This is a genomic window from Rhodococcus sp. AG1013, assembly GCF_003350365.1.
In the GTDB taxonomy this organism is placed as follows: Bacteria; Actinomycetota; Actinomycetes; order Mycobacteriales; family Mycobacteriaceae; genus Prescottella.
Genome location: NZ_QQAT01000007.1, coordinates 182,799 through 196,407, shown reverse-complemented (window position 1 = coordinate 196,407; position 13,609 = coordinate 182,799). Strand labels below are relative to the sequence as shown.

Below are 13,609 nucleotides of genomic sequence, written 5' to 3'. Positions count from 1 at the left end.
GGAGGAAAAGTGAGGATCACCGAGATCCGCGAAATCGATGTGCCGCTGGTCGGGGCCATCTCGAACGCGGTAGTCAGCTTCGACCGGCACAAGGTCTCCCTTGTCGCCGTTTTCACCGACACCGTGCGCAACGGGCGGCCGTTGGTGGGTGTCGCCTTCAACTCGATCGGACGGCACTCCCAGGGCGGCATCCTGCGTGAGCGGATGATCCCGCGGGTGCTCGACGCGGACCCGGACACGCTCCTGTCGCCCGCTACCGGGCTGCTGGATCCCGCCCGGGTTCTGCGGTGCGCGCTCACCGACGAGAAGCCCGGCGGCCACGGAGACCGCGCTGCGGCGGCGAGTGCGATCGAGTTGGCCCTCTGGGACCTGCTCGCCAAGTATCACGACGAACCGGCCTACCAGACGATCGCGCGTGCCTACGAGCGGACACCGCTGGCGGCGGGGGCGCCGGTGTATGCGGCCGGTGGCTACTACCAGGACGTCGACGACCTCGGTCGGCTGCGCGCGGAGATCGCAGGCTACCTCGCGGCCGGATACCCGGCCGTCAAGATCAAGATCGGCGGTCTGCCGCTCGACGAGGACCTGCGCCGAATCGAAGCTGCCATCGAGGTCACCGGGAGCGGACAGCACCTGGCGGTCGACGCGAACGGCCGCTTCGACCGCAGGCAGGCCCTGGAATACGCCGAGGCGCTCGCGCCGTACGGCCTGCGCTGGTATGAGGAGGCGGTCGATCCGCTCGACTTTGCCCTGTACGGCGAACTCAGCGAGGCGTACGACGGCGTGATCGCGACCGGCGAGAACCTCTTCTCCACACAGGACGTCGGCAATCTCCTGCGCTTCGGTGGATTGCGGTCGGACCGCGACATCCTCCAGATGGATGCGGGTCTGAGCTACGGGCTGACCGAGTACGCGCGGATGATCACGCTCATGGAACAGCACGGTTTCGACCGGACCGCCGCGATGCCGCACGGCGGGCACCTGGTGAATCTGCACATCGTCGTCGGGCTTGGTCTGGGTGGCTGCGAAGCCTATCCGGGTGTGTTTCAGCCGTTCGGCGGTTACAGCGCCGACTGTTCCCTGGCCGACGGTCTCATACGGCCGGCCGACCACCCCGGGTTCGGACTGGAGGCGAAGATGGGATTGGCGGAGAAGGTTGCGGGGTTGGTGGCATGACTGTGCAACTGCGTATCGCCGTGGTGGGTTGCGGCGCGATGGGCTCGGTATACGCAGGCCGGCTGTCGGCCGCCGGCCACGACGTGCTGGTGGTGGACTCCTGGGCTGATCACGTCCATGCCATCGCAACGTCGGGCCTGCAGATCTCGGGTCCGGACGGGGATCGGGTGGCATCGATCCGTGCATTCCCGACGACCCCACACGAGGTTGTCGACCTCGTCGTGTTGGCGGTGAAGGCCGCCGATGTCTCCAGCGCCGCAGCCACTCTCGGCGGGCTGATCGGCGCCGACACCGTGGTGCTCACGATTCAGAACGGCTTGGGCTCGGCCGACGAGGTCGCCCGGCACGTGGGGGCGGACCGGCTCGCGGTGGGCATCGCCAGCGGTTTCGGTGCGTCACTGGTCGCCCCCGGTCGGGTGCACCACAACGCGATGCGGGCGATGCGCTTCGGCTCCTACGCCGATCTCTCGTTCGCTGCTGTCGACCGGGTCGCCGAGGCCTGGCGGTCGGCTGGGTTCGACGCCCGCGCGGTCGACGACATCGCTGCCATGCAGTGGGAGAAGCTGATCTGCAACGTCGCCTACAGCGCCCCGTGCGCGCTGACCGGACTCACGGTGGGGGAAGTCCTCGACCACGAGGAGATGGGCCCGGTGAGCCGGGCGGCCGCAACTGAGGCGTGGGAGATCGCCAAGGCTCGCGGAATTGCCGTCGACGTGGACGATCCGGTCGCGTTCGTGCGCGACTTCGGGGCCCAGATGCCCGCGGCGAAGCCGTCGGCGTTACTCGATCACGAGGCGGGGAGGGTCGGCGAGATCGCGGTGATCAACGGTGCCGTTCCCCGGGAGGCCGCCAAGGTGGGCCGCCTTGCTCCGGTCAATGCGACGCTGACGGCGCTCGTGCGGACCCGCGAGGCCGGCTTCGGGGGACGCCCGAACGGCTGATCCCGGTCCGCGCGGCCGGCTCAGAGGTCTCCGGGACCGCTGAGCCGGCCGCGTACCGCTGTCATCGCCGCCACCACGGGGGACACGAGGTGGGTCCGTGCACCAGCACCCTGACGTCCCTCGAAGTTCCGGTTGGTCGTCGACGCCGAACGTTGCCCGGGACCCAGCGCATCCGGATTCATAGCGGTGCACATCGAGCAACCGGCCGAGCGCCACTGGAACCCGGCCCGGGTGAAGATCCGGTCGAGCCCTTCGGCCTCGGCTGCGGTCGCGACGGCCTGCGAGCCCGGAACCACGAGGGCCCGGACGCCGGGAGCCACGGTGCGCCCGCTCAGCACCTGGGCCGCGGCGCGCAGGTCCTCGAGCCTGCCGTTGGTGCACGACCCGATGAACACCGTGTCGACCGCGATGTCGCGGACGGGGATGCCCGGCTCGAGGTCCATGTATGCCAGGGCGCGCGCTGCCGCCTCGCGCTCGTCGGGATCGGCGTACTCGTCGGGGGACGGGACGACGCCGTCCAGTGGCACCGAGTGACTGGGGATGGTGCCCCAGGTGACGGTCGGGGAGACGTCGGCGGCGGACAGCACTCGGGTGCGGTCGAAGAGGGCGCCGTCGTCGGTGTGGAGGGTCCGCCAGTACGCCAGCGCCTCGTCCCACCGGGCTCCCGCCGGAGCGTGGGTACGGCCGCGCAGGTAGGCGAAGGTCACATCGTCGGGCGCAACCATGCCGCCGCGTGCACCGCATTCGATGGTCATGTTGCACAGCGTCATCCGCTGCTCCATGCCGAGCGTCCGGACCGCGCTGCCCCGGTACTCGACGACGGCCCCGGCGCCACCGTTGGGGCCGAGGGCGCGTACGACGTGCAGGGCGAGATCCTTGGCGCTCACACCCGGAGCGAGGTCTCCCTCGATCCGCACCTGCATCGCCTCCGGGCGTTCCATCCAGACCGTCTGCGTCGCCAGGACATGCTCCACCTGGCTCGTCCCGATCCCGAAGGCCAGCGCCCCGAAGGCGCCGTGGGTGGAGGTGTGCGAGTCGCCGCACACGATCGTCAGACCAGGCTGAGTCAGGCCCTGCTCGGGCCCGATGACGTGAACGATGCCGTTGCCGGACGAGCCCATCGGGTGGTGTGGCACCCCGAAGGCCGCGCAGTTGCGGCGGACCAGCTCGAGTTGCAGCCGGCTCAGTGGATCGGAGACCGGTGAACCGGGCCCGGTGGTCGGCACGTTGTGGTCCTCGGTCGCCATCGTCAGGTCCGGACGGCGGACCTGTCTGCCGGCCGCCCGGAGCCCTTCGAAGGCTTGGGGGGAGGTCATCTCGTGCAGCAGGTGCACGTCGACGTAGAGCAGGTCGGGGCCGTTGCTGCCACGGACGACGACGTGCTCGTCCCACAGCTTGGCGAACAGGGTGCGCGGTGCCACGGCGGTTGTCGCAGTCGTCAGTCGGTGACGGCGACGGGCCTGCGGCGGTCCGCTTCGGTCCGGGGCGTGTGGGTGACGTCCTCCGGGCCGAATTCGCGCATCCAGCAGGCGAACTCGAGCAGAATGCCGTCGGGGTCCTGGAAGTAGAACGAGCGGACGTACACGCCATCGTGCATCCCGGTCGCCACCTGGGACGGACTGTCGTCGTGGTTCACGATCGGGCCGACCCGTACGCCCGCCTCCTTGAGCCTTTGGCGGTAGTCCTGAAACTTCTCCGGCGGGACGTCGAAGGCGATGTGATTGAGCGAGCTGACAGCGCTGGTCCATTCACCGAAGCCCGGCTTCTCGACAGGGGCCGAGATGCCGGGCACGCCGTCGGGCGCCTCGGCGAACCAGAAGAATGCGAGGGAGTTGCCGTTGCCGGCGTCGAAGAAGAAGTGCTGGCCGATGCCGTCGGGGAGGTCGACGGTCTTCACCAGGGGGAGGCCGAGGACGTTGCTGTAGAAGTCCACGGTGCGTTCCATGTCCGAGCAGACGAGCGCGACATGGTTGAAGCCGCGGATCTCGAAGTTGGGTGTGCTCATAGGGCTTCCTTTCGAGGTGGTATCTGATTCTAACATCAGGTTCATATCTGATCAACGGTCGAAGCGCGGCGAGGGGGGCGGGTCGAAGAAGGTCGGGTAGAAAAGGCGGCAGACGATCTGAAGATTGCAAGGGAAGGGTGCACACATGGCTGATCCGGCGAAGGGTCGACCGACACGGCGGGGTCGAGAGACGTTGGAGGCGATCGATACCGCTGCGCGAAAGGTGATCGCGGAGAAGGGCTTCCTGAAGATGAGGGTGGCCGACATCCTCGCCGAGGCGGGGAGGTCCCCGGCATCGTTCTACAACTATTACGACTCCAAGGAGGCGTTGCTCGAGCGCTGGGCCCGTCGATTCCAGGACGAGGCACGCGCGCGTGCACAAGCCGGCCGTCAGGTGGCCGGTCGCGAACCGCGGGAGCGTGTGGCTGCGTCCGCTCGGGCGCACTGGGAAACCTACCGGGAGTGGCTCGCGGAGATGGTGGGCGTCTTCCAGCTGGCCATGGTCAACGACGATTTTGCTCAGGTCTGGGATGAGCTGTGCGCCGAGGCAATTGCCGGAATCGCCGAGGAGGTCACTCTCGCTCAGGGGCGGGGTTACTGCCCGGGCGTCGATCCTCACCTCACCGCCACGGCGATCGTCGGGATGATGAACATGTTCAGCTACGAGAAGCTCGCGAACGGACGCGCGGCCGATGTCGACGACGAGGCGTGCATCGCGACGCTGGCCGAGATCTGGTATCGCGCCGTCTACTGGCGACCGTGAGCGATGGACAGCGGCTCGACGGCCATGATACTAAATCTGAACCCAGATTTATAAACTAGGAGTCGCAGTGGCTGTCGAACGCATCTTTGTCGGATTGCCGAGTCTCGATCTGCCGCGCTTCGGCGCAGGCGGACACCCGTGCCAGGGGCTGTACCACCGGTTGGCGGGCACACGCCCGAAGACGGCGGTGATCGCGACGCACTATCAGATCGATTTCTCCGAGCACTACATGGCGGATCTCCTGGCGGAACGGGGGATCGGCTTCCTCGGCTGGAACACCCGGTTCCGTGGGGACGAGGCGCATTTCATCCTCGACTATGCCCTCAGTGACATCGGGGCAGGTGTCCGCTGGCTCCGCGAGCAGGCCGGGGTGGAGAACGTCGTACTACTCGGAAACTCTGGAGGCGGTTCTCTCATGGCCGCCTACCAATCCCAGGCAGTGGCACCGAAGATGACCCCTCTGCCCGGCATGAACCTGGCATCAGGTGTCGCGGAGTTGCCGGCCGGTGACGCCTACATCTCGACCGCTGCCCACCTGGGTCGGCCCGAGGTGCTCACCGCGTGGATGGATGGTTCGGTCACCGACGAGAGCGACCCGCTGGCAACCGATCCGTCCCTCGACCTGTTCAACCCGGACAACGGGCCGGCATACAGCGCCGAGTTCGTCGAGCGCTACCGGGCAGCTCAGGTCGCCCGCAACCACCGCATCACCCGCTGGGTGAAGGACGAGCTCGAGCGGCTCACGGCCGCCGGCTACCACGACCGGCCGTTCTCGATCTTCCGAACCTGGGCCGACCCGCGGATGGTCGATCCCACCATCGAGCCCACCCAACGGAAACCGAATCTCTGCTACGCCGGTGTTCCGGAGCGGGCCAACCGTTCGGTGTTCGGTATCGCCTCGGCGTGCACGCTGCGTACGTGGCTGTCCCTGTGGAGTCTCGAGGACTCCCAGACTCGGGCGCGCGCACACCTGCCCAACATCACCGTCCCCGCGCTCGTGGTGAACGCCCTCGCGGACACCGGTGTGTTCCCCAGCGACGCAGCGGCGATCCTTGACCTGATCGGTGCGGAGGACAAGGAATTTCACGAGATCGTCGCCGATCACTACTTCCTCACCCCGGGTGCTCGTGACGAGCTCGCCGACCTGACCGCGGCCTGGATCGAAAAGCGATTCGGAGTGTCGAAGTAGCCGCTGCGCCCGACCGTCAGAGCCCGACGCGCTCCCCGGCGTGCGCGGATCCCAGCCACGTGTGTGGGTTCCCGTTCCAGCACCAGCCCAGCTTCGGCTTGCGGTCGCTGATCCACAGCGCCGGCACGCGCTTGTCGCCGCAGCGGGACGCCAGTAGTGAGAAGCACTTGTTCTTGCGCAACATGTCGGGGCGCGCGGTGACGAGCGCGATGCCCTCGTCGATGGTGAGCGGGCTGCGGCCGTCGCCGGTGATCTTCACGAGCGCGTCCTGCGGCGTGACGTTGAGGAATTCGGTGCCGGTGTCGATGTCGAACAGCAGGTAGCCGGGACCGTCGGGGACGTCGACGCCCTCGATCGGCCGGAACGTGGTGAGCTCGCCCGCCTCGAGGACGGTGAATCCCTGCTGCTTGCCGAGTGCGGTGCGGGCCGTCGTCTCCTGCCGGGGAAGCCCGGTCGGGACGAGCACGAACGGGATGTGGTCCTCGCCGCGCTCGACGTCGGCATCCGGGCGGGCGGCGACGACGTCACGCAGCGGGGCCAGCCCGTCACGGAACGCGGATTCGGACCTTCCGGCCAGGGCCGGATAGCCGAGTCGGACGAGGTGGTCGAGTTGACGGTCGAATTCGGCGAGGGCATCGGACATGGGTCATCCTTTCGACGGCAGCGGATGGTCCAACGCGCGGGCGGCGGCATTGGTTCCCCGATCGGCAGGGAAAGCTGCCATACTCCGGCCAGGGTCGCCGCGCCGGACGCGGCGGGTTCGAAAGTGGTGAGTGTGATGGCCGCTCCGGCTGCAGTCGACGGACTCGGGTCACCGGCGGCATCGCCGCCCAGGGCAGGGGTCCTGGACATCTTTCTTCTTTCCCTGAATATCCTTGGCCTCCAGGATATTTCGGTCGCCGACTCGGTGCGCGATCCCGGCCGCCGAGGCGCGTTCGCGCCGTTCCTGCCCGCGTCGAACATCGAGTCGGGAAGCACGCTGCCGGTGCACCCGTCCGCGGCGCGGGTGACGCTCGACCGCACCGGCCGGGAGGTCGTGCTCGCAACGGACTCGGGTGCGATTCACGTCGGCGCCGAGGCGACCTGCCTGTCGCTGTGGATCGTGCCCGGCCACGGTGCCGTGCTCGCGTGCGAGGCGTTGGCGACCGGTCCGGGCGGGGACCTCGTCGACTGGCGTGCCGGTGAGATCGACCAGGTCCTCGCGCGGTTCCTCGCGCCGTTCGGGCTCACCGTCGATGCCCGACTGCGCGACGTCTTCCCGGACCTCGATAGCGCCGACCTCGATACCGCCCTGTCGAATCTTCGGCTGCCCGACCTCGTCGCCGGTGCGGGTCACGAGCGTGCCTCGGCGGCCCTGGCGATCGAGGTTACCGGCGACGGCGGTGACCGGGTCCGCCGGCGGGTCGACGGCCGCGGCACCGACGCGGCGGGGTGGAGCTGGGAGTCGATCGCGCTGGTGGAGCGCCCGGTGCGGGCGGGTGCGGCCATCGCCGTCCGCGAGGACGCCGGGGCGATCGTGTTCGACCTCGACGCGACCGCCGGCGACCACGACCACGACGTGTTCGGCGTGGGCGAGATGGTGCGCGCCCTCGTGCCGTGGGTCGCCGTCCGGGCCCGCCACGCCGGGGACTACCGGCTGGTGCTCGACCACCTGCGTGACCACGACGCGCTCGAGGACGGTCGACTGCTGGCCGCGCTCGACGACCTCGCCGGGGTGCAGGCGCGGCGCATGGAACGCGTCCTGCTGGCGACCGAGGCGCGGCACGACGGTGCGTCACTGCCCCGGATGTCGCCCGCGCAGTTGCGGACGGTGCTGGTGCGACGGTTGTCGGCGGAGATGACGGCCCTCGATGCCGAACTCGGTGAGGCGACCCGGGTGATCGAGCGCGCGTTGCTGCGCAGTGCCGAACGGCGCGGGAGCCGGCACTCGCGGATCGCCCAGGCCTGGTCGGTCGCCGCCGGCGCCATCGCGGTGGTGGCGGTGTTCGCCGCGCTGGCCGCGGTGCCGGCGGTGGACCAGCCGACGCTGTTCGGGCACTGGATCGAGGCCCTGGCGGCGACGATCGCGATCACCGCCGGTGTCGTCGCGATCGCGATCCTCTGGCGGCGCCCGTCCTGACCGGTCCCGGCAGACGGCATGTACCGCGTTCGGCCGGATGGCAGGATCGGGGCATGGCACTCACGCTGAATCTTGTCGGTGACCCGGACGCGGACGCCCTGTTGGCGTCGGACCCGCTCGCGCTGCTGATCGGGATGCTGCTCGATCAGCAGGTGCCGATGGAGACGGCGTTCGCGGGACCGAAGAAGCTCGACGACCGGCTCGGCGGCCTGGACGTCCACAAGATCGCGGAGATGAGCCCGGACGACTTCATCGCGGTGTGTGCGCAGCCGCCCGCGGTGCACCGGTTCCCGAAGTCGATGGGGGAGCGGATCCAGTCGCTGTGCGGCTACATCGTGGAGCACTACGACGGCGACACCGCCGCGATCTGGACGTCGGGCGACCCGGACGGCAAGGAAGTGCTGAAGCGGCTCAAGGCGCTTCCCGGGTACGGCGACCAGAAGGCGCGGATCTTCCTGGCGCTGTTGGGTAAGCAGATCGGTGTCGAGCCCAATGGCTGGCGCGAGGCCGCTGGCGCCTACGGCGACGAGGGCGCGCGCCGCTCGATCGCCGACGTCGTCGACAGGCAGACGCTCCTCGAGGTGCGCGAGTTCAAGCAGGCCGCCAAGGCCGCGGCGAAGGCGGCGAAGGGGAAGTAGGGACGCCTGGATGAACGATGACGGGTCGCTGCTGTGCGGGCGATGGGCGGAAGCCCCTCCTGCTGGCGCGCGGCGTCGACTTCACCCAGGCCCCGGCGCGGCAGATCTCGGTCACCACGGGGAAGACTAAGCTCAGGATGGATTCCATGGCACACGTTCAACGTTTCGACCACGTCGGCATCACCGTCGCGGACCTCGACGCGGCAACCGCGTTCTTCGTCGGACTCGGTCTCGAGGTGGAGGGCACCGGGTCCGTGGAGGGTGAGTTCGTCGAGACCGTGTGCGGCATCCCCGGTGCGCACTGCAACATCGTGATGCTGCGGCCGCCCGGCGGCGGGTCCCGGCTGGAACTCTCGGCCTTCGTCACGCCCGATCACGTGCCCGGATCGCCGACAGCGATGGCCAACGAGCTCGGGCTGCGCAACGTGTCCTTCGAGGTCGGCGATCTTCAGGCGGCCGTCGACGCGGTGGCTGCGGACGGGTACGGGCTCGTCGGTGGCATCGGCGAGTACGAGAACAGCGTGCGCATGGCTTACGTGCGTGGGCCCGAAGGGATCATCGTGTCCCTGTTCGAGCAGATCGGCTGACGCGCGAGTCCGATCATCGTCATTCGGGGGCAACCAGGTTCAGCCGGGCGGTGCGAAGAACTCGAGCGCGACGTTGTCGGGGTCGCGGAAGGACAGCCCGGAACCGTAGGCGGCGGTCTTGATGCCGCCGTGCGCGATGCCGAGCTCGTCGAGACGATCCCGCCAGAATTCGAGTTCGCCGGTGGTGCAGGCGAATGCGACGTGGTCGAGGCCGATCCGTCGTTCGTCGAACTCTGCGTCCGGGCGCTCGCCGGTGTGGGTGTGCAGGCCGAACATGGTCCCGCCGCCGAGCACGAAGACGGCGTGATGGAAGGCCCCGGATTCCTCGTCCTCGTCGAGCACCGGCGGCGACCCGAACAGGCGCGTGTACCACTCGGTGCTGACGGCCATGTCGGACACCGTGACCGCGATGTGGGTTAGAGCTGGGAACGGCGCCACAACGCACCTCTTCCTCCGGAACGGCGATACAGACCACGGTAGCGTCGTTCACCGCTCCGGAGGGAGGGATTGGATCCGTCAGACCCCGTCGGTTTCCGGTTCCGGACGCTGCCGTGGGCGCTCGTGCTCGCGGGAGAACAGCCCCGGCTGAGTGCCGTGCGCGAGCACGGCGTGCTCGTACGCCGACTCGGCGTGCAGCGCGAGGTCGATGCCCGACGTCTCCTGTTCGGCGGTGACGCGGAACCCGACGAGCCGGTCGATGAGCTTGCCGAGGCCATACGTGACACCGAACGCGTACAGGCCGACGACGGCGACCGCCAGCGCCTGCTTGCCGAGCTGCGCCAGCCCGCCGCCGTACAGCAGACCCTCCACGCCGCCGGTCATGACCTCCGCGGCCAGCAGTCCGATGAGCAGCGTGCCGATGATGCCGCCGACCAGGTGCACGCCGACGACGTCGAGCGCGTCGTCGTAGCCGAAGCGGAACTTCCAGCCCACCGCGAACGAGCACACGGAGCCGGCGACGAGGCCGATCACGGCCGCGCCGACCATGCCGACCCAGCCGCACGACGGGGTGATCGCGACCAGGCCGGCGACGACGCCCGACGCCGCGCCGAACGTGGTGGGGTGCCCGTCGCGCTTCTGCTCGACGAACAGCCAGCCCAGCAGGCCCGTGCAGCCGGCGACCAGGGTGTTGAGGAAGACCGCGGCGGCGGTGCCGTCGGCGGCCATCGCGGAGCCGGCGTTGAACCCGAACCAGCCGAACCACAGCAGGCCGACACCGAGCAGCACGAGCGGCAGGTTGTGCGGGCGCATCGGCTCGCTGCGGAACCCGATCCGCGGGCCGAGAACCAGCGCCAGGGCCAGTGCCGACGCGCCGGAGACGATCTCGACCACCAGGCCGCCGGCGTAGTCGAGGGCGCCGAGCTTCGAGATCCAGCCGTCCGGTCCCCACACCCAGTGCGCGACGGGGACGTAGACGAGCAGCGCCCACACCGGCACGAAGAACATCCACGACGAGAACTTGGCGCGGTCCGCGATCGCGCCGCTGATCAGCGCGGCGGTGAGGATCGCGAACGTCAGCTGGAACGTCGCGAACAGGAACTCGGGAACCTGACCGTGCACGGTGTCGGGGGTGATGCCCGCCATGCCGAAGTGTTCGAGGCCGCCGATCAGGCCGCCGCCCACGTCGTCGCCGAACGCGAGGCTGTACCCGACGAACAGCCACACCACGGTGACCAGGGCGATCGAGACGAAACTCATCATGATCATGTTGAGGACGCCCTTGGAGCGGACCATGCCGCCGTAGAACAGGGCCAGGCCTGGCGTCATGAGCAGCACGAGGGCGGTGCTCACCAGCAGCCAGGCGGTGGTGCCGGCATCGATTGTTTCGGGCATGTCAGTTTCTCCTCACCGTCGCGGGGCGACCGCACGCGAGAAACGACGATCGTCGCCTCCGGTTTCACCGGCGCTGCCGCGCTGTTGCGAGCGTGTTTCGGAAATCTCTCGCCGATTCGCGGGCCGGACGGCACCCGGGTGCGGTCCTGCGGCGCACTGTCGGGAAGCGCCGGTAGTCTTTCGCCGTGGCCCTGTACCGGAAATATCGACCAGCTTCGTTCGCGGAGGTGGTGGGTCAGGAGCACGTCACCGAGCCCCTGAGCACCGCACTCGACGCCGGACGCATCAACCACGCCTACCTGTTCTCGGGTCCGCGCGGCTGCGGCAAGACGTCGTCGGCCCGCATCCTGGCGCGCTCGCTCAACTGCGTGCAGGGGCCCACGTCGACGCCGTGCGGTGAGTGCTCGTCGTGTGTCGCCCTCGGCCCGGGCGGGCCGGGCAATCTCGACGTCATCGAGCTCGACGCGGCCAGCCACGGCGGTGTCGAGGACACCCGTGAGCTGCGCGACCGCGCGTTCTACGCGCCCGCCGAGTCGCGGTACCGGGTGTTCATCGTCGACGAGGCGCACATGGTCACCACCGCGGGCTTCAACGCGCTGCTCAAGATCGTCGAGGAGCCGCCGGAGCACCTCATCTTCATCTTCGCCACCACCGAGCCCGAGAAGGTGCTGCCGACCATCCGGTCGCGCACCCACCACTACCCGTTCCGGCTGCTGGCGCCGTCCACCATGCGCGGGCTGCTCGAGAAGATCTGCGCGCAGGAACACGTGCCGGTCGAGGATGCGGTGTACCCGCTGGTCATCCGCGCCGGCGGCGGCTCGCCGCGTGACTCGCTGAGCGTGCTCGACCAACTCCTGGCCGGTGCCGGGGGGGAGGGCGTCCGGTATGCGCGGGCGCTCGCCCTGCTCGGCGTCACCGATGTCGCGCTCATCGACGAGGCCGTGGACGCGCTGGCCGCGAACGACGGCGCCGCACTGTTCGGCACCGTCGACAAGGTGATGGACGCCGGGCACGACCCGCGCCGTTTCGCCGTCGACCTGCTCGAGCGGCTGCGCGACCTGATCCTCATGCGCGCCGTGCCCGACGCCGCCGAACGCGGGCTGGTCGACGCCCCCGGCGACGTCCTCGACCGCATGCGCGAGGAAGCCGAACGCATCGGTCCCGCGACGCTCGCCCGCTACGCCGAACTGGTGCACGACGGCCTCGGCGAGATGCGCGGTGCCACGGCACCACGCCTGCTGCTCGAGGTGATGTGCGCCCGAATGCTGCTGCCGTCCGCCACGGACGCGGAATCGGCTGTGCTGCAACGCCTCGAGCGGATCGAGCAGGGAGTGGTGATCCCCGCCGCCGGTTCCGCCGCGGCGCCCGTCCCGGCCGCCGCGCCGCGTCCGGCCGCTGTCGAGCCGCCGCCGTCGTCGGGTCCCGTCTACCAGCGTCCGTCGCAGCGCCGCGAGGCCGACGCTGCGCCGGCCCCCGAGCCGCAGCGGCAGCCGGAACCGCCCCGCGAACCCGAGCCCGTGCGTCAGCCGGAGCCTGTCGTGGCGCAGCCCCTCGCCGAGCCGCGTCAGCCGGAGCCGGCGCGTGAGCCGGAACCTTCCCGCGAACCCGAACCCGAACCCGAGCCCGTGCGCGTGCCGGAACCTCCGCGCCGGCCCGAGTCGGTTGTCGAACCCGTCGTCGCCGTCGCGCCCGTCCCGGAGCCCGTCGCACCCGTGCCGGAGCCCGTAACGCCTGCGCCGGTCCCGGAACCTGCTCCGGTGCAAGCGGAGTCGTCGGATCGCCCGGACGTCGCCGGGGTTCGTGCGGTGTGGTCCGAGGTGCGTGCCAAGGTGCGCGACCGCAGTCGCACGGTCGAGGTGATGCTGTCCGGCGCCACGGTCCGGTCGGTGGACGGTCCGCGTCTGGTGCTCAGCCACGACTCGGCCCCGCTGGCCAAGCGTCTGGTCGAGCCTCGCAACACCGACGTGATCGGTGCCGCGATGCGCGATGTGTTCGGCGGCGACTGGGAGGTCACGTGCGAGCACGGCACCGCGCCGCCGGCGCAGACGGCTCCGTCCCGGTCGGCGCAGCAGGCGAAAGCTCCTGCCGCACCGCGTTTCTCCCGGCCCAGTCAGGGCAGGGCTGCCGTGGCGCCCCCTCCGTCGGCACCCCGGTCGTCCTCGTCTGACCTCGACGACATCCCGCCGCCCGAGGCTCCGGACTACCCGGACGACCCCGGGCCGCCGCCCGTCGACTACGAGGCCACCCCTCCTCCCACCACCCCCGAGGATGAGGAAGAGATGATGGCCGAGGCGGCCGTGCCGGTGGATCAGGCGAGCCGTCGCGACCCGGACGAGGTCGCCGCGGAGTTCCTCGGCG

General features: G+C 69.7%; 13 protein-coding genes. 8 read left to right on the top strand and 5 right to left on the bottom strand.

Annotation, left to right across the window (positions count from 1 at the left end):
- Positions 1-9: 9 nt before the first annotated feature.
- Entirely contained in the window at positions 10-1,176 is a 1,167-nt protein-coding gene (locus DEU38_RS11855) for an enolase C-terminal domain-like protein (protein ID WP_114721318.1), read from the top strand.
- An 8-nt stretch (positions 1,177-1,184) separates the two neighbouring features.
- Complete coding sequence (locus DEU38_RS11850) at positions 1,185-2,117, top strand: ketopantoate reductase family protein (RefSeq protein ID WP_114721419.1); 933 nt, start codon at positions 1,185-1,187, stop codon at positions 2,115-2,117.
- 20 nt (positions 2,118-2,137) lie between these two features.
- Here the strand turns inward: DEU38_RS11850 and leuC are convergent, their stop codons facing one another.
- Together leuC and DEU38_RS28830 are read right to left on the bottom strand one after the other, a co-directional pair.
- Positions 2,138-3,559: a 3-isopropylmalate dehydratase large subunit gene (leuC, locus tag DEU38_RS11845; RefSeq protein ID WP_220181907.1), complete on the bottom strand. Its 1,422-nt coding sequence runs from the start codon at positions 3,557-3,559 to the stop codon at positions 2,138-2,140.
- Positions 3,556-4,122 carry a VOC family protein gene (locus DEU38_RS28830; RefSeq protein WP_174907698.1) on the bottom strand — a complete coding sequence of 189 codons (567 nt, stop codon included), beginning with the start codon at positions 4,120-4,122 and terminating at the stop codon, positions 3,556-3,558. The genes leuC and DEU38_RS28830 overlap by 4 nt, the downstream gene beginning before the upstream one ends.
- Before the next feature lie 145 nt (positions 4,123-4,267).
- Between DEU38_RS28830 and DEU38_RS11840 the strand changes: the two genes are divergently transcribed.
- On the top strand, positions 4,268-4,885 hold the full coding sequence (locus DEU38_RS11840; protein ID WP_114721314.1) for a TetR/AcrR family transcriptional regulator: 618 nt from the start codon (positions 4,268-4,270) through the stop codon (positions 4,883-4,885).
- Positions 4,886-4,952: 67 nt separating this feature from the next.
- Positions 4,953-6,074 carry an alpha/beta hydrolase gene (locus DEU38_RS11835; RefSeq protein WP_114721312.1) on the top strand — a complete coding sequence of 374 codons (1,122 nt, stop codon included), beginning with the start codon at positions 4,953-4,955 and terminating at the stop codon, positions 6,072-6,074.
- Positions 6,075-6,090: 16 nt separating this feature from the next.
- On the opposite strand, the gene DEU38_RS11830 is transcribed toward DEU38_RS11835, so the two are convergent.
- Positions 6,091-6,717 carry a DUF5701 family protein gene (locus tag DEU38_RS11830; RefSeq protein ID WP_114721310.1) on the bottom strand — a complete coding sequence of 209 codons (627 nt, stop codon included), beginning with the start codon at positions 6,715-6,717 and terminating at the stop codon, positions 6,091-6,093.
- 264 nt (positions 6,718-6,981) lie between these two features.
- On the opposite strand from DEU38_RS11830, the gene DEU38_RS11825 reads away from it, so the two are divergent.
- From DEU38_RS11825 to DEU38_RS11815, 3 genes are all read left to right on the top strand, one after another.
- The gene (locus DEU38_RS11825; protein WP_258557830.1) at positions 6,982-8,193 is read left to right on the top strand and encodes a hypothetical protein; all 1,212 of its coding nucleotides are present in this window, start codon (positions 6,982-6,984) and stop codon (positions 8,191-8,193) included.
- Between the two features lie 53 nt (positions 8,194-8,246).
- Positions 8,247-8,831, top strand: a complete 585-nt coding sequence (locus DEU38_RS11820; protein WP_114721306.1) for an HhH-GPD-type base excision DNA repair protein — start codon at positions 8,247-8,249, stop codon at positions 8,829-8,831.
- Between the two features lie 146 nt (positions 8,832-8,977).
- On the top strand, positions 8,978-9,418 hold the full coding sequence (locus DEU38_RS11815; RefSeq protein WP_114721417.1) for a VOC family protein: 441 nt from the start codon (positions 8,978-8,980) through the stop codon (positions 9,416-9,418).
- 39 nt (positions 9,419-9,457) lie between these two features.
- Here the strand turns inward: DEU38_RS11815 and DEU38_RS11810 are convergent, their stop codons facing one another.
- A complete protein-coding gene (locus tag DEU38_RS11810; protein ID WP_114721304.1) occupies positions 9,458-9,856 on the bottom strand; it encodes a VOC family protein in 399 nt (132 codons plus the stop codon).
- A 78-nt stretch (positions 9,857-9,934) separates the two neighbouring features.
- Complete coding sequence (locus DEU38_RS11805) at positions 9,935-11,251, bottom strand: ammonium transporter (protein ID WP_114721302.1); 1,317 nt, start codon at positions 11,249-11,251, stop codon at positions 9,935-9,937.
- 185 nt (positions 11,252-11,436) lie between these two features.
- Between DEU38_RS11805 and DEU38_RS11800 the strand changes: the two genes are divergently transcribed.
- On the top strand, positions 11,437-13,609 hold a 2,173-nt coding region (locus tag DEU38_RS11800; protein WP_114721300.1), incomplete at its 3' end, for a DNA polymerase III subunit gamma and tau.